We start from the raw sequence: 19,051 nt of genomic DNA on the forward strand, positions 1-19,051 counted from the left end.
AATGTGGCAATTGCGTCGCAGTTCCTCTCAACTGTGAAGTTTATTAAGCAACAAAGTTTGCGAAAAGAGCCTAAAATAATATACTATCTTTTAGCTTTTATGCGGAGGGTAATAAATAATCATCGTAACCTGGCATGGTTCATCTGTTTTGTTTAAGTAATAATGCTTAAACCCGGCAGTGAAGCGAATGCTTTGCCCAACTTCAAGTGTATAGGTTTCCTGTTCAATCTTGATTTCCATCTTGCCTTGTTCAACAAGAATGTATTCCTCTACACCGTTCGGATGTGCATTAGATTGATAGTCACAGCCCGGATCAAGTATAACGGAGAAAACTTCAAATGACTTTCCAGGTTCCATTGTAAAGAGTGGAATCACATGAAATTTACCTGTCTCTTCCTTTAACGGCTCGATCGCTTTCCTGTCGACTTTTTTTACAATCGGTTCTTCCTCTTCTAAAAATGTAGAAAAAGAAACCCCGAGTCCATTTGCAATTTTCCAGAGAGTGCTCACAGTAGGATTCGATGCCCCCCTTTCAATCTGGGCAAGCATCGGTTTACTTACTCCGGATAAACGTGCAAGCTTATCCAGACTCAAATGATTCTCCTCTCTCAACTTCTTTAAGTTCTCTCCGATCATTCGATTGAGCGCTACTTTTTCCATGAAAAATCTCCTGTCTATGTTAAAAATAGGGATATGTATCCATTTATAAAATTTTCCAACAATTAATTGCATTATGTGTTATTATAACATACAATATGTTTAATATATTATAACAGGTGAGTTGGAGGAGGGAAGCATATGCAGGCATCGACTGCGTACCAGCAAAGGAGTTCCGACTTTATAAGAGGAATCCAGGCAGGGCTTAGCATCGCGATAGGCTATATGCCCGTAGCGCTAACTTACGGATTGCTGGCAAAGACAACAGGACTATCGCTATTTGAAACAATCGCCATGAGTATGTTTGTATATGCTGGAGCAGCACAATACATCACATTGAGCCTTCTTGCTATCGGAACCGGTGCACTGGAAATCGTTTTTACAATATTCATCGTAAATATTCGGCATCTGTTAATGAGTGCTTCCGTTAATGAGAAAGTTGAAGAAGATTCGATATGGAAAAAAGCCCTCTATGCTTTTGGAATCACGGATGAGACATTTACAGTCGCAGCGACAAGAGAAGGAACAGTAACGACTGGTTTTATGTTCGGCTTATGCCTGGTCGCATACAGCAGCTGGGTAATCTTTTCTGGTGCGGGCCATCTGATAGGTTCTGCATTGCCGCAAACATTACAGGAAGCAATGGGAGTCGCATTGTACGCCATGTTTATAGGCCTGTTGGTACCATCGGTGAAAAAACAACGCAAAGTGCTTTATCTTGCAGTGGTTGCAGCTGTTCTAAACAGCTTGTTCACGGTGATGAATTTTTCTGCTGGATGGTCGATTGTTATGGCGACCCTAATCTCTGCAGTATCCATCGAAATACTAACAGGAAAAGGGGAGAAGCCGGTTGAATGAATCAGTCATATTGATCATCCTTGGCATGGCAGTTGTAACGTATATACCCCGGATGGTTCCGCTTGTCTTTTTTAATTCAGAACATATTCATCCAAAAGTGCAAAACATTTTAAAAAATGTGCCGTTTGCGATTCTGGGAGCTCTTATTTTCCCAGGGATCCTGACAATCAACGAAGATATTTGGTTTGGTATTGTTGGCGCAGCAGCTGCTTTTATCGCCGCGTATTTTGGCGCTAACTTGATTTTTGTAGTATTGAGTTCGATAGCTGTTTTAAGTGTTTATGCATATTTTATCTGATTGTAGCATTTTTTAAAATATATAAATAATTTTTTCTTTTGCAAGTGGTCGAACAAAATGATTCGTTCAAAAAGCGCCCGGGGAGGGAACCATATGTGGTTTCGCTTTATCGTAATCGGTTTGTTCTCGTTAACAGCTGTTTCCCTGATGGTTTTTCAGTCCATTGAGATTGTTAGTGCTTTTGTTAGTTTTTACATTGAAAATAGAGGTAAGTAAAAGGCTGGAAAAAATACTTTAGCTAAAGGAAAATCCGAACGATGATTCAAAATTCTTTCACCAGAATTGGAATTAGTTCGGATTTTTTTATTATTTATTTCTAGTTTTTCGACTATCCATTACATTAAAACGATATTGTGGTGCCGAACCCGCTACGAAAATATACTTTGTCTGTGAAAAAGCCGATAGGAAATCCACATTAATTTTGTAATGGGTTTCCCTTATACCAGTCGAATGCTGTAACCCTTTTTAGGCAGAATACTTAGCTATCATACTTCATCCGATAAAACGAACCATTTGGAAAATGGAAGGGAATATGGTTTACTGTAAATATTAAATTGCACTCTAATTCTAGAAAAGGATGAATATGATGAAATGCATAGCGATCGACATGGACGGTACGTTATTGAACGAAATGCAGGAAGTAAGTAGAGAAAACATCGAAGCGATTCAAAAAGCACAGCAGCAAGGCGTTACTGTCGTTCTTGCAACCGGAAGAGCGTACACTGGTGCATTGCGTCCGCTCGAACGTTCCGGCCTCACGTTACCAGCTATTTGCTATAACGGAGCCGAGATAAGAAATGAAGACGGCAGTGTTCTTGCGAGCGTTTCGCTTCAATTAGATCAGGTTCAACAGATGAAGAGAACCTTAGAAGACAATAATATTTATTATCAGGTCTTCACCAACAATGGGATATACACGGATGATTATGAAGGGACGATAAAGATTATTATCGGTATTATGAAGAACGCCAATCCTGATATGACCAGGGAAGAACTTGTAAAAGGGGCAGAGCAGCAGTTTGAAGATTTAAAACTGATCCATGTTACGGATTATAATGAAGTTTTAGAACAGCCCAATATCGAAGTTTACAAGCTGCTTAGCTTTTCAAAAGACCCTGCACTTGAAAAGGTAAGGGAGCAGATTGATCAAATCGAAAATGTAGTGGTCACTACTTCCGGGTATAATAACCTTGAAATAAACCATCAGAATGCACAAAAGGGTATTGCATTAAAAAACTTTACAGAGCGCAAGAACATTCCTTTAAAACAAACGATGGCCGTTGGAGACAACTACAACGACGTGTCGATGTTTAAAGCAGCCGGCATCTCAGCTGCAATGGGAAATGCAGAGGAAGAAATCCAAAAAATGTGCACGTTTATTACTAAAAGCAATGAAGAACATGGTGTAGCACATGCGATCGAAAAGTTTTTGGCAGACGGGAAATAGTAGGATTTGACTGAATTTATTTGGAAGAGTTTGGCTGTTCAAAATTCTGGGAATGAAGCTACCATGGGAGACAATCCCTACGATGATTTTTTCCAACTTTGGATGCGCGCATCACCTTTTTAATTGGCCAAGCAAAAATGAGAGCATTAAAATAAGCAAAACCGGCACCCCTACCGGCTTTGCTTTTTTTTTATTTTTTCCAACGTTTTTACACAATCCGCTTACGAATGAAGGCACTGAGGTAGTCGATGATCGTAACGACCACGATAATTACAAGAAGGATCATGCCGACTTCGTTCCAGTTACGGTTTGCAACCGAGATAACGATGAGCGTACCGATACCTCCAGCTCCGATAATCCCAAGAATCGTAGAAGCCCTTACGTCGATTTCAAAACGGTAAATCGCATAAGACAAGAACTCCGGGATTACTTGAGGAATGATTCCGTAAAACAGGATCTGGATCTTGTTTGCTCCATTCGCTTCCATCGCTTCCACAACGTGCATGTCGATCGACTCAATTACTTCGGAATACAGTTTACCAAGCATACCGATCGAATGCAGTCCGATTGCAAGAACCCCTGCGAACGCGTTCGGGCCGATCGCCGCAACAAAGATCAATGCAAGCATGATTTCTGGAAAAGTACGGACAGCGTTTAAAATCCATTTTCCAAGGGTGTTCAAGAACTTATTGCGGACCATGTTGGATGCTGCAAGAAAGGCAAACGGTACGGCAAGAATCGCTGCCATAAGCGAACCTGCATAAGCAATAAACAATGTTTCGACCATTTTCTCCATTACTTTTCCGAATGAAGCGTAATCAGGAGAGAACAGCTTCGGTATTACCCGGTCAAAGTTTGTAATCGTTCTTTCACTGAATACCCGGTCCCATTTGATGATGTCGTTGATCGATAAAAATGTCCAGAGATACAGGGCGACTAACGAAATGCTTATAATAAACCTTTTTACTAGCTTTTTTGACGATCTTTTTGGTTTAGGAGGCATGTTCATTTCCATTATAGAAGGCCCTCCCTTAGCTTATTACTGATATAGTCGATAATGACCACAACAACAAATACGATTACGATTAAAGTGAATACGTTTTGATACGCCAAAAAGTTAATCTGTTGCTGCAGTAATAACCCGATTCCGCCCGCTCCTACAAGTCCTAGAACGACGGAGGCACGAATGTTGATCTCAAATACATATAAAGTAAATGAAACAAACTGCGGAAGAATTTGAGGAACTACTGCATACCAGATTACTTGAAGCGTGTTACCACCGGAAGCACGGATTGCTTCAAGAGGATTATTGTCAATCGCTTCGATGGTCTCACTGATTAACTTGGCCAGAATCCCCAGGGAAAAGATGATAAGGGCAAGGATTCCCGGGAATACACCGATTCCAAACAACCCAACGAAAATAACGGCTAATATGATATCAGGAATCGTACGAAGGATGTTTAAAAAGGCTTTCACAATGTTGTAAAGAAACTTACTTGTAACGATGTTATTGGCGGCCAGCAAACTCAAAGGAATACAAAGGATTGCTGCGATCGTTGTGGCAATGATCGCCATATGAATCGTTTCGATAAGCTTTGGCCATACAACCTGTGCATAGTTCCAGTTAGGCGGGAAAAGCTGGATCACCATATTCCAGGTATTAGTCCAGAATTCAGCATCAAAGTTTGTTATAAACGAATCCGTTTCAAATGAACTCCAGAGATAGAATCCGATTATGACAGACAGAATTGCTGTCATTCTAGCTTTGGTTTTACCCGAAACGACACTTGTCGGCGTTTTAGAAGTGACATTAGGAGTGCTGCTCATCTTCCTCTTTCCCTCCCCGGATATCATCTTCGCGAATTTTACGGCCGTAAATTTCTTCAAACGTTTGCTCTGTTACTTCACTTGCAGGTCCGTCAAACACCACTTCCCCGGCACGCATGCCGATAATGCGATCGGCATATTCCATCGCCATATCGATAAAGTGAAGGTTAACGATCGTGGTAATCTTATCTTCACGGTTGATCTGCTTTAAATATTTCATAACCTGGTGGGAGGTTGGTGGGTCAAGACTCGCTACAGGCTCATCAGCCAGGATGATTTTCGGCTGTTGGGTTAAAACACGGGCGATCGATACACGCTGCTGTTGCCCGCCGCTCAATTGGTCGGCGCGGGAATAAACTTTTTCCTCTATATTTACACGCTTAAGGCTTTCATAAGCCAGCGCAAAGTCTTCTTTAGGATAAAGGTTAAAGATACTTTTAAAAGTACCGGTGTGACCAAGACGACCGGAGATAACGTTTTTCATAACCGTAGAACGTTTTACAAGATTATAGTTTTGGAAAATCATTCCGACTTTCGTACGGAGTTTTCTCATTGACTTACCTTTATAGGCTAGAATATTTTCATCCTCCACTAAAAGCTGGCCGGACGTTGGTGTAACAAGACGGTTGATGCTACGGATAAATGTTGATTTTCCTGCACCCGAAAGGCCTACAATAACAACGAATTCGCCTTCTTTGATGTTGGTGTTAACGTTCTTTAGCCCCTGTGTTCCATTTGGATAAACCAGAGAAACATCTTTAAATTCTATCATTTTGATTCCCCTTCAATTTAGCATAATATCTTTATGTTTTTGCCCAAAAAAAGGGGGAGAAGCACGCTTCTCCCCGCTTTAATCAATCCATTTATTAGTCAAGCGTAATGGTATCTTTGAATTTTTCGTATGTGTCAGCTACAACTTTATACTCGTCGTTGTTTGCTTCACGAATCGCATCCCAGCTATACACTTCGTTCATGATTTTAATCATATCTTCATTATCATTGAAAGAAAGGAATGCTTCTTTAATTTTCTTTTGAAGGTCATCGCTAAGTTCTTTCGTCACAGAGATCGTATCGTTTGGAATATCTTCTGTATAACCGATAACTTTTGTTTTGTCCATTACTTCAGGGTAGTCTTCCTCGATAGTAGTACGGGCATCGTCAAATGTAGTTGCTACATCTGCATCGCCTTCTAATACAGAGATGACCGCATTGTCATGGCCGCCAGCTTGAATTGTGTCGCTGAAGAATTCAGTTTGAACATCTTTCACGTCAAACTTGTCCATGATTTGTGCTGCCGGGAATAAGAAACCACTTGTAGAAGTGAGATCTGGAACAGCCCATACTTTTCCTTCTAAGTCTTCAAGGTTCTCGATACCAGAGTCAGCGCGAACAACGTATTGCGCACGGTAAGTGTCACTTCCATGGCGCTCAGATTTAAGAATTACTTCAACACCGTGTTTTTGGTGAGCAAGTACATAACCGAATGCAGGTAAGAAACCAATTTGAACTTGATTGCTTCCCATTGCTTCAACAAGAGCGGAATAGTTTGTCATAACTTTTCCTTCAACCGGAATTCCGATTTCTTCTTCAAGCTGTTTTGCAAGAGGTTCAACTGTGCCAGCGATTTCATCAGAATCTTGAGAAGGTACAAAGCCCATAATGATTTTTTCAGGTGTCTCTCCGCCGGATTCTCCTCCGCCGTTGTTTCCGCCATTATTGGCGCCTTCCTCGTTGTTTGTTCCGCAAGCAGCAAGACCTAATGCAAGAACAAGAACAAGCATAAGACTTAAAAGCTTCTTCATTTTTCCTTTTCCCCCTAAAAATTGTCGATTGGTGTCATGAGAACCATGCCACAAGTCCCAGTATGTAGGACGCTATTAAATTTTACCATATATTTTTCATTACTTTTACACTTTTTTTACAATTTAGTACAAAAGATTACATTTTTTTCATGCTTGATAATTTGTTTCTTTATGTATCTTATCGTAAACTTAGTATAGTTTTTTTGAAAAAAAGGGGCGAGGATTGTGAAAGATTTAATAGACGATGCTAAATTAATCATATTTGACCTTGACGGGACACTTTACGAGGATACAGATCACTTTGATTATTACGGAAATTTGATGAAAGAGCGTCTCCCTGATGAACTTCAAGAGAGGTTTGAAGAAAACTATCAAAGAATGAAAGCAGGAGAACATATCGTGTCTATCGGAAAAGCATATGATATCCAAAGGGACACAGTATTGACGCTGGATCCCTTATCATTGGAAGTTGTACAAGTACATAACTGGGATGCAACAGAATGGAGTAAAGAGGAAGTCGAAAAAACCTATAGTGACAAGCTGGTATTTGATTTTGAGAGCATGATTGCGATCGGTGATGGCTGGTGGCTTCCTTATGTGACTGGCAGACATTTTGGATTGTCGGTAAAGGAAACATATGCCTGTTATATTGCCACTAAGGAATACATGGTAACCGATGAATTCCAGCTGACAAAAACGCCAGGCTTAAAGGAAGGGTTGCATCAACTGAAGGATGGAAAACAGCTTGTTTTAATGACGAACAGTGACGCTGATGATGTAGAGCGACTATTAAATGAGCTTGACTTAGATGGTATTTTCCATCATAAGATCACATCCGCGCTTAAGCCGGCAAACACAGAAAAGCATTTTCAAACATTGCTTGAAACATATAACCTCGACCCAAAAGATGTGCTTTCAATTGGAGACAACTTTATCAATGAAATTGCACCTGCTCTTTCAATGGGCATGAAAGCATTGTTTATCCAGCCACATCGCCCTGAAGTAGAGCATAAAGATCTATCCGTAATCCATAGTATGGAGGAAGTCTTTAATAATTAATTACCCGCCGCACTTTGCGGTTTTTTTTATGCTCTTGTTTATATTCGAACCCCGAAGCGATAACCCTTTGCTCTCTCCTAAAAAATGAGCTCCCAAATTATCTTCCATCTGTCCTTTTTCGAAATCTTACAATTTACCATTGTCTAACGCGCACTCATCATTCGCCCATTGAATAACATACGAAACTAGGAGGTGTTTGCCTAATGGAATTCTTGAACTTGCCAGTACGGACAGAAAAAGACCGGGAGTATGGCATAACTTCAATCGTTGACTTCGGAATGCCTGTAGGACAGCTTGAGCATATCTTGGTGGATTACCACAGCTATATCGACATCGCTAAAATCGGAGTCGGCTCTGCATATGTAACACCAAACATTGAAGAAAAATTAGCGTTATATAAAAAACATAATGTCAAACCTTATTTTGGCGGAACCCTGTTTGAGAAGTTCTATCACCAGGGTAAACTGGATAATTACCTGACATTCCTGGCGAAGCATAATGTGGAATGGATTGAAGTTTCGACAGGTGTGCTCGATATCGATATCGATAAGCGCCTTGACCTGGTTTCTACTCTTAAACAAAACTTCAACGTGATTGGTGAAGTCGGATCAAAAGATGCAGAAATAGTGATGCCTCTGTCTCAATGGACAGCGGAATTAGATGCACTGTTAGAAGCTGGCTGTAAATATGTCATAACTGAAGGCAGAGACTCAGGAACAGCGGGCATATATGATAAAACCGGAAAAGTAAGGGATGGCTTGTTAAAAGACATACTTCAAAATATTGATCCACAAAAAGTGATCTTTGAAGCGCCCCACGCGAAGCATCAGATGTTTTTTATTAATCAGATCGGCCCTAACGTAAATCTCGGCAATGTAAAAATCCAGGATGTTCTGTTGCTTGAAGCACAGCGTTGCGGATTAAGGAATGAGACATTTTTCATGGAGGTTCAGAATGAGATTAGTTGCGATAAGACATCTTCCTACTGATTGGAATAAAAAAGGTCTGCTGCAGGGCAGAAGGGATATACCAATCTCTTTATATGAAATAACAAACTATAAAGCTAAAATTTTTGAGAATAAAAAACAGTTAAAGCAGGCAGAGCCTTTTGATCTCATTCTAACGAGCTCCTTGATCAGAACCCAGCAAACTGCTGAACAATACGGTTATCAGGCCACAACGATCGAACCTCTTCTCGATGAGCTCGATTTCGGTATATACGAAGGAAGACCGAAATCGGAGATGATAAACGAAACCCCCGAGTGGGTGGAAGACCCATTACAGCTTTCACTTGGAGAGAAGTTAGTAGATTTTGAAGGGCGGATCATTACTTTTCTTCAAAAATACAGCCGCTATGATAGCATTCTCTTATTTGGACACGGATCGTGGATTAGGGCTGTAAAGTCGATTGAAAAAGTAGGAAATATAAACCTTATGAATCGGATACTAATGGAAAACAACCAGTTGGAAATTTTGGCCGATTTAACGGAAGCAATCCGGTAAACCTATCTGATTGCCGTTAAATGGAGGGATAGGAATGAATGAAGCGTTATCTTACAACACCTGGAACGATCGAAAGGCACAGGAAGTAATAGAAAGCCTGAAGGATTACATGGAAGTTATTAAATGGGCATACGCGACTTATGGAGAAAAACTTGTTTATGCCTGTAGCTTTGGGGCGGAAGGTATCGTGTTGATCGACTTGATTTATAAAGTGGAAAAACACGCGAAAATCGTATTCCTTGATACAGACCTTCACTTTAAAGAAACATACCGTTTAATTCAACAGATGAAAGAAAAATACCCATTATTGAATATACAATTCCTTAAACCTGAACTCACGCTAGAAGAACAATCAGAACAATGCGGAGAAGAACTCTGGCACAGGGATCCTAATCGGTGCTGTTATATAAGGAAAATTCAACCGCTTGAAAAAGCCCTGGCTGGAGCAGAGGCCTGGATATCAGGGTTGAGGAGAGAACAATCGCCTGCAAGGGCAAAAACAGAATATATTAACAAAGATGAAAAGTTTAAATCTGTTAAAATTTGCCCTTTAATCCAGTGGACCTGGGAAGATATATGGACCTATATTAATTTAAATGATTTGCCGTACAATGAACTGCACGACCGTGGATATCCGAGTATTGGATGTGAAATGTGCACAGTCCCGGCAGCTGAAACAGGCGACAGCCGTTCAGGCAGGTGGGCAAAGCACACCAAAACGGAATGCGGGCTACACTTTCGGTAACTAACAGAATGACTTGATAGGGGGATTAGCTGTGTGTCTAAGCAAACCGCATGGAGGAAAGCTGGTTAACCGAATCGATGTTACACAATCAGTGGAGACGCTGGCAAGAGAAATTGAACTGGATGATATGGCCCTAAGTGATCTTGAACTAATTGCAAACGGTGGATACAGTCCCTTAACAGGATTTCTTGGCAAAAAAGATTATGACTCCGTTGTCCATCACATGCGTCTGGCCAACGGAGAGCCATGGTCGCTTCCGGTTACGCTTCCTGTTTCGCAAAAAGTATCTGAAGATCTAGTGGCAGGCCAGAAAGTAAAATTAGTTAAAGACGGAGTTTCCTATGGCTATATAAAGGTGGAAGAAGTATATAAGCCGGACAAAACAGTAGAAGCCAGGCATGTGTTCCGTACTACAGAACTGGTGCATCCCGGCGTGGAGAAACTGATGAACCGGGCCGATTGGTATGTTGCAGGTCCAATAATCCTAACAAGAAGACCGGTTAGGGAAAACTTTACCGGTTACTATTTTGAACCAGAAGAAACAAGAAGGATTTTTAAAGAGAAAGGCTGGAGCACAGTTGTAGGCTTCCAAACGCGAAATCCAGTCCACCGGGCCCACGAATACATTCAAAAATCTGCGCTTGAGACTGTGGATGGCCTCCTGCTTCATCCGCTAGTGGGGGAAACAAAACCGGATGACATTCCTGCAAATATTAGGCTTGAAAGCTATGAAGTCCTGTTAGAAAATTATTATCCGAAAAACAGGGTGTTTTTATCTGTGTTTCCAGCTGCAATGCGGTACGCTGGACCAAGAGAAGCGGTATTTCATGCGATTGTCAGGAAAAATTTTGGCTGTACTCACTTTGTAGTAGGCCGTGATCATGCAGGTGTTGGAAATTATTACGGCACATATGATGCCCAGAAGATTTTCAGCAATTTTACAGAGGAGGAGCTTGGGATTAAAACACTGTTTTTTGATCATAGTTTTTATTGTACCAAATGCGAAAACATGGCTTCTGATAAAACATGTCCACATGGGCTTGAGGACCGTCTTATCTTATCAGGAACAAAAGTGAGACAAATGTTAAGGAACGGTGAAAAACCGCCAAAACAATTCAGCCGTCCGGAAGTAATCGAAGTGTTGATACGAGGGATGAATGAAGTGACTGTCCAACGATAGTAGGAGGTGGAAGGGGGAGGAAACAATGAACAATAATTTAAAATGGCACCAAACAACAATCACAAAAAAGGACCGGCAGCGGTTAAATAATCATAAAAGCTGTGTGCTCTGGTTTACCGGATTGTCAGGGTCCGGAAAATCTACCCTTGCTAATGCAGTAGATCATGCCCTCTATCGGATGGGGATCCATAGCTATGTGCTTGATGGAGACAACATAAGACATGGATTAAATAAAGATCTGGGCTTTGCTAAAGAAGACAGGCAGGAAAATATTCGTCGTATAGGGGAAGTTGCGAAGCTTTTTGTTGACAGTGGTAGTATCGTTACAACTGCTTTTATTTCCCCTTTTCGCCAGGACCGGGAACAGATTTGCGAGTTGTTCAATGAGGACGAATTTTTCGAGATCTATGTCAAATGTCCCCTTCAAGTTTGTGAAAACAGGGATCCTAAAGGACTTTATCGAAAAGCGAGGAGCGGAGAGATTAACGATTTTACTGGAATCGGGTCCCCTTATGAAGAACCAACAAACCCAGCGCTGACCCTTGAAACGGACACAGAATCAATCGCAAAAGCTGTAGAAAAGGTGATCGGCCTTCTAGTTAAGAAAAAAATCGTTTAAAAAAGCAGGCGAAGCTCTGCTTTTTATTTTTACATGAAGTGAATGCTTATTTTTATACATAAGTTGCAGGCTCATAAAATAAACTGGTTTTAAATTACATTTAAACAAGCCTAAACACGGAGTAGGGGTTGTGATAGTGTTATGGAATAGACGGCTGATAAAGCGAGAAGTAAACCGGTACTTTTTTTTGCTGGGAGGAGCTGTCCTGCAGGGACTGGCGATGTCCTTGTTTTTGTTTCCGCATGGGATCCCATCCGGTGGGGCGGCAGGAACTGCTATTCTTTTGAACCATTGGTTTCATCTTTCGCTTGGATTTTCACTATGGCTCGTTAACTTCTTACTTCTGGTTCTTGCCATAAATAGCTTTGGGTACGGATGGACAATGAGAACAATGTTTTCCGTTACGATCACTTCATATACGGTGAATGTGATTGGCAAGACAATGTACATGCCCCATGTATCTTTATGGATTGACTTAATAGTTGGAGGACTAGTCTTTGGATTAGGTGTAGGACTATTGATCAGAAACGGAGCATCAAGCGGAGGGATGGTGATCCCGGCTCTTGTAATCGCATCGTATAGAAGATGTCCCCCGGGAAAGGCAATGTTCTGGATTAATTTAATTATTTTTATTTTGACAGCTTCTGTAGTAAATATGTCGGTCGTGGTGTATGCAGTTTTATGCCAGTGGCTTTCGACAAAGGTCATTGACTTTGTTTATCGATTCCAACTAAAACAGCCACTCGCTTTATCGGTGGGATGGAGGAAAAGGTAAGAAGGATAGGTTATCCTTCTTGCCCCTCTTCCTGGCTGATATCCAGCTTCTTTCCGCCGACTGTTAAATAAGAAAATACATCGAGCTCCGGTTTGGTTTTAGACAGCCCCTTAATATACGGTAAAACCAAATCTTTAAAGTCTTCACTCACATTTTCTTCTACCTGGCCGTAAGCGTACATTTTTTTCTCATCAAAGATAAATGCGCAATATCCTACTGCTTTGCCATTTTGATCAATAATATTTAATACCTGGGACTCCGGCTGTAAAAGTTCCGGTGAAAAGTAAATTTGCATCGTGTTTACCTCCTGGAGATCGTCATCTTAAAATATTTCGTTGTTGAACTATTTAAGCTGCAGCTTCGAGAACAAAGTATCTCCAAGCTTGGCTTCTTTTCCTTCGCTTCCTTCTTTTTTAACATGGATAAGAAGAACAGAGAGAAGTGCTACAAACAGTGTTAATCCTGCTGTAGAGAGAAACATGCCTGCCCTTGACCATCCCATCAGAAAACCGTAGATAGGAGGGCCGATCGCTACACCAAGAAAACGGACAGACCCATAAAGAGATGTAACGAATCCGCGTTTTTCTTTTCCTACTGAACCTGTAATAAAACTGTTAATACAAGGAAGGACAAGCCCGGTTCCGATACTGCTGAAAACCAGAACAGAAATAAATGGCACCAGCTTCTGGAAAAACACAAGCGTTGCAAATGAACTTGTCATTAATAACAGGCCGATAACAATCAATGTCTTCATCAGATACTGGTTTTTCTTGATTTTAGCTCCTGTTATATAGGAGGTGGTTGTCATGAATAAAAGAGGAATCGCAAGGACCAGCCCTTTCATGACACCGTCTATGTTATATTGCTTTTCAAGGACATCCGACAGGTAAAATAGAATGCCAAATAACGTAAACAAGCAAGTCGAACCTGCCAGATATGCAGTAAACAGCCATCTTCCTTCATGTTTAAATACAGTGAATAATCCTTTGACGTATTTTTTTAGCGTTGGAGGCTCTTCCTTTTTCTTTTTTTCTTTGACAAAAAACAAGGTGAGCAGAACTGAAACAATAACAAAAGCTGGAAAAGCAAAAAATGCGGCATACCAGAACAATAGTGCCAATAATGAACCGATAATGGGGGAAATTACTTTTCCGAACCCGTTGGATGCTTCTACGAGTCCGAGAACTTTACTCTGATCCCCGCCTTTAAATAGGTCACCCGTCAGAGCCATAGCGATCGGAGCGGTTCCTGCAGCACCGATTCCCTGTAAGACCCTTCCTGCGATAATCCAAAAATAGGCTTTGGCAAACCATGCAGCTGCCATTCCGGCAAGTAAACCGCCTGATCCATAAAGTATAAGAGCGGGAATAATAATCGCTTTTCTTGAAAAACGATCAGATAAATAACCTAGTATCGGAATTGAAACTGCTGCCGCAATGGAAAATACTGTGATCACAAGGCTTACCTGGAATTGCGAAATATTTAATTCAGATTTCATTTTTGGTAAAATCGGAATCAGCATCGAGTTCCCGAGTACAAGGATCAAGGGGATTGAACTGATCGCCGTGATGGATAGTCCTGTTGGTTTTTGAGCTGACAACGGCAATTACAACTCCTTTTAAAAGAAAAAATTAAACGCTTGAATAGTATTTCTTATTTAGCCTGAACTATTCTTTTTGTATTTTTGAAAAAAAAGAAACCCGGCTGGCCGGGTTCGAAAGGTTAATTAGAATCAAAGCTAATGGGTATATCAATATTTTTTCTTTCTTTATACCGTTTCAAATCTTCATCAAATACTTTTTTTATATCGTATTTGTTCCCGTAAAGAAATAATTTGTCTCCTTCGGAAATTTTTGTCAAGTATCGTTCTTTTCTTATAACAACATCTCCTCTTTTAATAAATAAGAAATTAATATCTTCATCGGCTACTAACACATCTTTTATTGTTTTGTTTAATAAATCAGAATCACTGTATACTTCAAGATCGATTAAAACATCACTATCCCTGACTAAAAGGACTTCATCGATAGGCAGATCCTGTAGGACGTATTTTTCGTATTCTCGTTCTTGAATCCTGTTACTGATGTTTTTTTGTATGACAGGTGTTTTTAACAGAAGTAAAATGATAACAAGAGCAATTGTGATATAAATGGATTTCATTGTATAAAAGTTATCAGCCAGGAGAGTGCTGATGCTGGAGATGATGACAGCAAGTGAAAATAATCCAAACAGTATTAGAAAAGCACCGATATGCCTCCTAACAGGATGGCTTGAAACGGTTTCAGCCTCTTTTGTCGTATATCCTGTTCTGGTAATGATGGAGATCGCCTGGAACCTTGCTACATCCTTTTCGAGTCCCGTCAAAATAAAAAGAACGACCGAAATCTCAATTACAAGGAAAACAATGACACAATATATTAAAATAAAAAGGTATCCGATAAGTACCACCTCAGTCGTGTGAATAAAATACTATTCAAAATACTTCCCTTTCTTGAAAAAAATAAAACAGTGGGTTTTGGTTCTAATTGGTGATAAGACAAGTACAAATAGTAAAGAATGAGAAGAGAGGACAAGGGGGACAGTTATGTGAAGAAACGGTTTTCAATCTGGTTTGGGGTCCTTTTTGTTATTTATACACTTTTAATTGGCTGGTATTTGTTCTTTGGTGCAAATACGGAGCTTCCAAATGTGTATAAAGGAACATCGGCAGACCCTGCAACATTTATGAATGCAAGGCAGCTAGAACTAAGCCATGAGTTTTCTAGAATTAAATCGTTGATCTACTTTGTCTCGATTCCATTAGAATGGGGCATATATTTGTTTGTGCTGTATTTTGGCCTTTCGAGAGTGTTCCGAAACTGGAGCAAAGGGATATCAAGATTTTCTTTTGTACAAATCGCCATCTATGTCATCCTGCTAATGTGCATTAATTTAATCCTGACCTTTCCGTTGGATTATATTAACTATCAAGTATCCCAGGCCTATGAAATCTCCACCCAGTCTTTTTCAAGCTGGATGAAGGATTTGTTTATCAGCTTCTGGGTCAGCAACCTGTTTATGATTCTTACAGTGTTTGTCATTTATTTTTTCATGAACCGGAAGCCGAAAAAATGGTGGCTGTACGCCTGGCTGCTCTCCGTTCCTTTTACGGTATTTATGATGTTTATTCAGCCGGTAGTGATCGACCCGCTTTACAATGATTTTTACCGTCTTGAAGACAAACAGCTAGAAGAAAAAATATTATCTATGGCTTCAAGAGCCGATATCCCGGCAGAACGGGTCTTCGAAGTAGATATGTCTGAAAAAACGAATGCTCTAAACGCGTATGTTACAGGGATCGGTTCCAATCTCAGAATAGTGTTGTGGGATACAACATTAAACACACTGGAAGACGACGAGATATTGTTTGTAATGGCACATGAGATGGGGCACTTTGTGATGCATCACCTTTACTTTAATTTGTTTGCCTCGATTTTCCTTAGCTTAATAGGCCTGTATATAGGGGCAAAGCTGCTGAAATGGGCAGTAGCCAGATACGGGGAAAAATGGGGGGTAAGCGGTATTAACGATATCGCATCGCTTCCGGTACTTCTGCTAATCTTCTCTTTGCTTTCCTTTTTAGTTGGGCCGATTGAAAATGCGGTATCGCGAAGTGCGGAGAACGACTCGGATGTATATGCGATTGAAATGACAGAGGATCCGGAGGCCGCAATCGGAGCGTTTCAGGAACTTACGATCAACGGACTGAGTGAGGTCAACCCTCCAGGCCTGGTCAAGTTCTTCCGCTATGGGCATCCAACAATGCTGGAACGGATTCACCTCTTAGAATCTTACATGCCGAAAGAAAAGGAAAAAATGAAAGCTCCTTCTAATTGAACGCACTAACGGAATGAAAAAGAATGGCGTGACTTATGGCGCCATTCTTTTCTTATGAAGTCCCAATTATTGAGGACACTGGTTCCGTTATTTTGTGAAAAAACACACCTTTTCAAGATTATAGGACATAGGATCTCTTATATAGGTTAATTGGAAGCATTTTGATTAGATTTTCATGAAATAAGTGATCTGATGTCCTAAAAGGATCTAAAAAGTAGCTGATATGGATAAATAGCGGACTGAGTGTCCTTTTTGCCTTCTCCATAAAGTACAGATTGCCTCTTCGATCACAGTGTTCGTTACTGCTAATCGATCTCCTTCATCATTGGAGAAGGGACGATGTCTTCGCCTTCCAGTACGATCACCGTCATTCCTTCTTCTGATCCGCTTGTATGCGTTTCTCCTTTAATCCAGAAAGCTGCCTGCCCCTGTTCTATAGGAATCCTTTTGCCGTTCTCGCCAGCCACCCAGCCGCTTCCTGATACAACGAGAAACAGCTGGTTTACTACAGCATCATGCTCCCCTACGATATTTTGTTCCTGAATATGCATGCAGCCAGCATGAAAGCCAGTTTCCCCCTTTGTTAGAGGTGTCATGTGAAAGTTTGAATTATACTGGGAAATATGCCTTGCGGTGTCTAAAGTAAACTCAAAAAGTTTAATGAGATCTTCACTCCCTTAGAATTTATCTTTTACCAATTCGCTGGAACATTCCTAAATTCCTTGTAAAAGGATTGCAATGAGATAAACTATTAGATGAAATGGAGGGGGATTGGATTGAATCAAGAAATGGAAAATATTTTAAATGCGGGTATGACTGGAACGCCTGAAACAAAACCTGCTGAACGCATCGTTTTTTTGTCTTCTATCAGAGAACGGGTAAAAATTGCATTGACCTACAACCAGGTATTAACAAAAGACTTGTACGAGGAAGCGGCCAGGGCAATAGAGCGGAATAAGAACTGCCATCTCTATTTGAACGGAGACCTACCTTATGAAGCAATGTCAAAGTACATAAAAAAGGCTAACAAATCAGGTGTTTCGTTTACGATTGTAAACAGGGGAGACAAAACGAGCCCTCTTGGCCTTGTTCTGGCAAGCGATACAGCGATTGACGAACCGAATATCTTTGTGGAGGATGCCCGTTTTAAAAGGGAAATGAGCTAAGGATTCACACTACAGGTCCTTATGATGCATACCTATGTATCAAAGGGCGGGATGAATAGTGGATAGGGAAGTAAAAGCAACAAGTAAAAAGATTACGTTTATGGTGCCATTGCTTTTCTTTTTCTCAGCGTTGCTGATTGTTTCGAACGTTTATTTACTATTACCGATCACAGCTCATGTTGCCGATTATTTTGGGACTTCTATTGAAAAAGCGGCATGGGGAAGCGGTGCTTTTTCGCTTTGTTATGCGTTTGGGCTCTTATTTTTTGGTGCCCTTTCAGATAGGTTCAATAAAAAGAAGATTATTTGGTTTGGTATGGGAGCTACAGCTGTTATCACTTATTTGACGGGAGAAGCGGGAAACGTTTATTTATTTTTGCTGGCACGGGGAATACAGGGCTTTTTTGCCGCTTCGTTCGCACCTGCAGCAAACGCCTATGTTTTTGAAGTTATCCCGAAACAAAAGCAAACGATGGTTTTATCCTTAATCAATATAGCTTTCCTGTTGTCGGGAGTTTTTGGGCAGTTAGTAGCTTCCTGGATAACAGTGCGATACGGATGGACAACTGTGTTTATCCCTTTAGCCGTATGTTATGTTATTTTGTTTATCGCGATATCGTTCGGTATTCCTTCAGAACGAGCAACAACACAACTAAGAAAGAGCAACTCGTTTAAGTTTGTAAGAAAACCGATTGTATTGTACTGCTATGGGATTACCTTTTCTTTGTTGTTCTCATTCGTAGGAATGTATGGGTCGGTTGGAGATCATCTCGTGGCAAACTTTTATCTTTCTCCAAATGGTATTATCCTGTTTCGTTCAATCGGAATTATCGGGATGGCAGCTGCCCTCTTTACAGGTACCTTGTTAAATCGATTCGGTCCTTATATCGTTCTTACCTCCAGTCTTATTGTTGCTATAAGTGGTGTTATAGCAATGTTGTTCCTTTATAGTTTCTATTTGCTTGCAGCTGCCTCAGTCATCTATGTTTCTGGCATCTCGGTCACAATTCCATCTATTGTTACCCTTATCGGCAAACATAGTCCTGGCGAAAGAGGAAAAGCCTTGTCGATATATGCTTTCATTTTATTATCGGGAGCGAGTACTGCTTCTGTATTAGCGGCAATGTTGTCTTTTCAAACCCTTATTTTAGTAATAATTGCAATGTTGTCTATTGCTGTAATTCTTTCTTGTTTTGTTAAAAATGCAGCAGCAGCCCAGTAACTTCCCATGATAAAATA

23 protein-coding genes are annotated in these 19,051 nt (G+C 40.6%); 14 read left to right on the forward strand and 9 right to left on the reverse strand.

The window, feature by feature from the left end; all coding sequences use genetic code 11:
- Nucleotides 1–90: 90 nt before the first annotated feature.
- Nucleotides 91–660, reverse strand: coding sequence for a helix-turn-helix domain-containing protein (locus FCL54_RS06115; protein WP_138124257.1), 570 nt, complete (start codon nt 658–660; stop codon nt 91–93).
- Between the two features lie 138 nt (nt 661–798).
- On the opposite strand from FCL54_RS06115, the gene FCL54_RS06120 reads away from it, so the two are divergent.
- The 4 genes from FCL54_RS06120 to FCL54_RS06130 all read left to right on the forward strand — a co-directional run bounded on the left by FCL54_RS06120 (nt 799) and on the right by FCL54_RS06130 (nt 3,260).
- Nucleotides 799–1,515, forward strand: coding sequence for an AzlC family ABC transporter permease (locus FCL54_RS06120; RefSeq protein WP_138124259.1), 717 nt, complete (start codon nt 799–801; stop codon nt 1,513–1,515).
- Nucleotides 1,508–1,813 (forward strand): AzlD domain-containing protein, encoded by a 306-nt coding sequence (locus FCL54_RS06125; RefSeq protein WP_138124261.1) that lies wholly within the window; start codon nt 1,508–1,510, stop codon nt 1,811–1,813. Before FCL54_RS06120 ends, FCL54_RS06125 begins: the two co-directional genes overlap by 8 nt.
- A 93-nt stretch (nt 1,814–1,906) precedes the next feature.
- Entirely contained in the window at nt 1,907–2,029 is a 123-nt protein-coding gene (locus FCL54_RS24565; protein ID WP_281281350.1) for a hypothetical protein, read from the forward strand.
- A gap of 370 nt (nt 2,030–2,399) precedes the next feature.
- On the forward strand, nt 2,400–3,260 hold the full coding sequence (locus FCL54_RS06130; RefSeq protein WP_171016705.1) for a Cof-type HAD-IIB family hydrolase: 861 nt from the start codon (nt 2,400–2,402) through the stop codon (nt 3,258–3,260).
- A gap of 208 nt (nt 3,261–3,468) precedes the next feature.
- Here FCL54_RS06130 and phnE (FCL54_RS06135) read toward each other — a convergent pair whose 3' ends face one another.
- The 4 genes from phnE (FCL54_RS06135) to FCL54_RS06150 form a co-directional block, all read right to left on the reverse strand.
- Nucleotides 3,469–4,275: a phosphonate ABC transporter, permease protein PhnE gene (phnE, locus tag FCL54_RS06135; protein WP_138124265.1), complete on the reverse strand. Its 807-nt coding sequence runs from the start codon at nt 4,273–4,275 to the stop codon at nt 3,469–3,471.
- Entirely contained in the window at nt 4,275–5,087 is an 813-nt protein-coding gene (phnE, locus tag FCL54_RS06140; protein WP_138124267.1) for a phosphonate ABC transporter, permease protein PhnE, read from the reverse strand. Before phnE (FCL54_RS06140) ends, phnE (FCL54_RS06135) begins: the two co-directional genes overlap by 1 nt.
- Nucleotides 5,071–5,859, reverse strand: a complete 789-nt coding sequence (gene phnC / locus FCL54_RS06145; protein ID WP_138124269.1) for a phosphonate ABC transporter ATP-binding protein — start codon at nt 5,857–5,859, stop codon at nt 5,071–5,073. Before phnC ends, phnE (FCL54_RS06140) begins: the two co-directional genes overlap by 17 nt.
- Nucleotides 5,860–5,953: 94 nt before the next feature.
- A complete protein-coding gene (locus tag FCL54_RS06150) occupies nt 5,954–6,889 on the reverse strand; it encodes a phosphate/phosphite/phosphonate ABC transporter substrate-binding protein (RefSeq protein WP_138124271.1) in 936 nt (311 codons plus the stop codon).
- A gap of 225 nt (nt 6,890–7,114) precedes the next feature.
- Here FCL54_RS06150 and FCL54_RS06155 point away from each other — a divergent pair, with 225 nt between their 5' ends.
- The 7 genes from FCL54_RS06155 (at nt 7,115) to FCL54_RS06185 (ending at nt 12,770) form a co-directional block, all read left to right on the forward strand.
- Nucleotides 7,115–7,948, forward strand: coding sequence for an HAD family hydrolase (locus FCL54_RS06155; protein ID WP_138124273.1), 834 nt, complete (start codon nt 7,115–7,117; stop codon nt 7,946–7,948).
- Nucleotides 7,949–8,151: 203 nt separating this feature from the next.
- Nucleotides 8,152–8,937: a phosphosulfolactate synthase gene (locus FCL54_RS06160; protein ID WP_138124275.1), complete on the forward strand. Its 786-nt coding sequence runs from the start codon at nt 8,152–8,154 to the stop codon at nt 8,935–8,937.
- Nucleotides 8,903–9,451: a histidine phosphatase family protein gene (locus FCL54_RS06165; RefSeq protein WP_138124276.1), complete on the forward strand. Its 549-nt coding sequence runs from the start codon at nt 8,903–8,905 to the stop codon at nt 9,449–9,451. Before FCL54_RS06160 ends, FCL54_RS06165 begins: the two co-directional genes overlap by 35 nt.
- Nucleotides 9,452–9,485: 34 nt before the next feature.
- Nucleotides 9,486–10,196, forward strand: coding sequence for a phosphoadenylyl-sulfate reductase (locus FCL54_RS06170; RefSeq protein WP_138124277.1), 711 nt, complete (start codon nt 9,486–9,488; stop codon nt 10,194–10,196).
- 31 nt (nt 10,197–10,227) lie between these two features.
- A complete protein-coding gene (gene sat / locus FCL54_RS06175) occupies nt 10,228–11,376 on the forward strand; it encodes a sulfate adenylyltransferase (protein ID WP_138124278.1) in 1,149 nt (382 codons plus the stop codon).
- Nucleotides 11,377–11,401: 25 nt separating this feature from the next.
- Nucleotides 11,402–11,995 carry an adenylyl-sulfate kinase gene (gene cysC, locus FCL54_RS06180; RefSeq protein WP_138124279.1) on the forward strand — a complete coding sequence of 198 codons (594 nt, stop codon included), beginning with the start codon at nt 11,402–11,404 and terminating at the stop codon, nt 11,993–11,995.
- A 136-nt stretch (nt 11,996–12,131) separates the two neighbouring features.
- Complete coding sequence (locus tag FCL54_RS06185) at nt 12,132–12,770, forward strand: YitT family protein (protein WP_246055153.1); 639 nt, start codon at nt 12,132–12,134, stop codon at nt 12,768–12,770.
- A 10-nt stretch (nt 12,771–12,780) separates the two neighbouring features.
- Here FCL54_RS06185 and FCL54_RS06190 read toward each other — a convergent pair whose 3' ends face one another.
- The 3 genes from FCL54_RS06190 to FCL54_RS06200 all read right to left on the reverse strand — a co-directional run bounded on the left by FCL54_RS06190 (nt 12,781) and on the right by FCL54_RS06200 (nt 15,134).
- Complete coding sequence (locus FCL54_RS06190) at nt 12,781–13,065, reverse strand: hypothetical protein (protein ID WP_138124280.1); 285 nt, start codon at nt 13,063–13,065, stop codon at nt 12,781–12,783.
- A gap of 48 nt (nt 13,066–13,113) precedes the next feature.
- Nucleotides 13,114–14,370 (reverse strand): MFS transporter, encoded by a 1,257-nt coding sequence (locus FCL54_RS06195; RefSeq protein ID WP_138124282.1) that lies wholly within the window; start codon nt 14,368–14,370, stop codon nt 13,114–13,116.
- A gap of 122 nt (nt 14,371–14,492) precedes the next feature.
- Nucleotides 14,493–15,134 (reverse strand): TrkA C-terminal domain-containing protein, encoded by a 642-nt coding sequence (locus FCL54_RS06200; RefSeq protein ID WP_171016706.1) that lies wholly within the window; start codon nt 15,132–15,134, stop codon nt 14,493–14,495.
- A gap of 222 nt (nt 15,135–15,356) precedes the next feature.
- On the opposite strand from FCL54_RS06200, the gene FCL54_RS06205 reads away from it, so the two are divergent.
- Nucleotides 15,357–16,646, forward strand: a complete 1,290-nt coding sequence (locus FCL54_RS06205; protein ID WP_246055154.1) for a M48 family metallopeptidase — start codon at nt 15,357–15,359, stop codon at nt 16,644–16,646.
- A gap of 305 nt (nt 16,647–16,951) precedes the next feature.
- On the opposite strand, the gene FCL54_RS06210 is transcribed toward FCL54_RS06205, so the two are convergent.
- Nucleotides 16,952–17,197, reverse strand: coding sequence for a cupin (locus FCL54_RS06210; RefSeq protein ID WP_138124290.1), 246 nt, complete (start codon nt 17,195–17,197; stop codon nt 16,952–16,954).
- Nucleotides 17,198–17,422: 225 nt separating this feature from the next.
- On the opposite strand from FCL54_RS06210, the gene FCL54_RS06215 reads away from it, so the two are divergent.
- Together FCL54_RS06215 and FCL54_RS06220 are read left to right on the forward strand one after the other, a co-directional pair.
- Nucleotides 17,423–17,812 carry a YueI family protein gene (locus FCL54_RS06215; protein WP_171016707.1) on the forward strand — a complete coding sequence of 130 codons (390 nt, stop codon included), beginning with the start codon at nt 17,423–17,425 and terminating at the stop codon, nt 17,810–17,812.
- Between the two features lie 58 nt (nt 17,813–17,870).
- Nucleotides 17,871–19,034 carry an MFS transporter gene (locus FCL54_RS06220; protein ID WP_138124296.1) on the forward strand — a complete coding sequence of 388 codons (1,164 nt, stop codon included), beginning with the start codon at nt 17,871–17,873 and terminating at the stop codon, nt 19,032–19,034.
- The last annotated feature ends 17 nt before the right edge of the window (nt 19,035–19,051 follow it).

It is taken from the genome of Exobacillus caeni, assembly GCF_005747095.1.
Classification (GTDB): Bacteria; Bacillota; Bacilli; order Bacillales; family Guptibacillaceae; genus Exobacillus; species Exobacillus caeni.

Bases quoted from the DNA above. Each gene is read 5' to 3' on its own strand.
- phnE (WP_138124267.1), bottom strand. From the start codon at position 5,087: ATGAGCAGCACTCCTAATGTCACTTCTAAAACGCCGACAAGTGTCGTT.
- phnC (WP_138124269.1), bottom strand. From the start codon at position 5,859: ATGATAGAATTTAAAGATGTTTCTCTGGTTTATCCAAATGGAACACAG.
- phnE (WP_138124265.1), bottom strand. From the start codon at position 4,275: ATGGAAATGAACATGCCTCCTAAACCAAAAAGATCGTCAAAAAAGCTA.
- FCL54_RS24565 (WP_281281350.1), top strand. From the start codon at position 1,907: ATGTGGTTTCGCTTTATCGTAATCGGTTTGTTCTCGTTAACAGCTGTT.
- FCL54_RS06120 (WP_138124259.1), top strand. From the start codon at position 799: ATGCAGGCATCGACTGCGTACCAGCAAAGGAGTTCCGACTTTATAAGA.
- FCL54_RS06160 (WP_138124275.1), top strand. From the start codon at position 8,152: ATGGAATTCTTGAACTTGCCAGTACGGACAGAAAAAGACCGGGAGTAT.
- FCL54_RS06165 (WP_138124276.1), top strand. From the start codon at position 8,903: ATGAGATTAGTTGCGATAAGACATCTTCCTACTGATTGGAATAAAAAA.
- FCL54_RS06190 (WP_138124280.1), bottom strand. From the start codon at position 13,065: ATGCAAATTTACTTTTCACCGGAACTTTTACAGCCGGAGTCCCAGGTA.
- FCL54_RS06115 (WP_138124257.1), bottom strand. From the start codon at position 660: ATGGAAAAAGTAGCGCTCAATCGAATGATCGGAGAGAACTTAAAGAAG.
- FCL54_RS06170 (WP_138124277.1), top strand. From the start codon at position 9,486: ATGAATGAAGCGTTATCTTACAACACCTGGAACGATCGAAAGGCACAG.
- FCL54_RS06130 (WP_171016705.1), top strand. From the start codon at position 2,400: ATGAAATGCATAGCGATCGACATGGACGGTACGTTATTGAACGAAATG.
- FCL54_RS06150 (WP_138124271.1), bottom strand. From the start codon at position 6,889: ATGAAGAAGCTTTTAAGTCTTATGCTTGTTCTTGTTCTTGCATTAGGT.
- cysC (WP_138124279.1), top strand. From the start codon at position 11,402: ATGAACAATAATTTAAAATGGCACCAAACAACAATCACAAAAAAGGAC.
- FCL54_RS06210 (WP_138124290.1), bottom strand. From the start codon at position 17,197: ATGCATATTCAGGAACAAAATATCGTAGGGGAGCATGATGCTGTAGTA.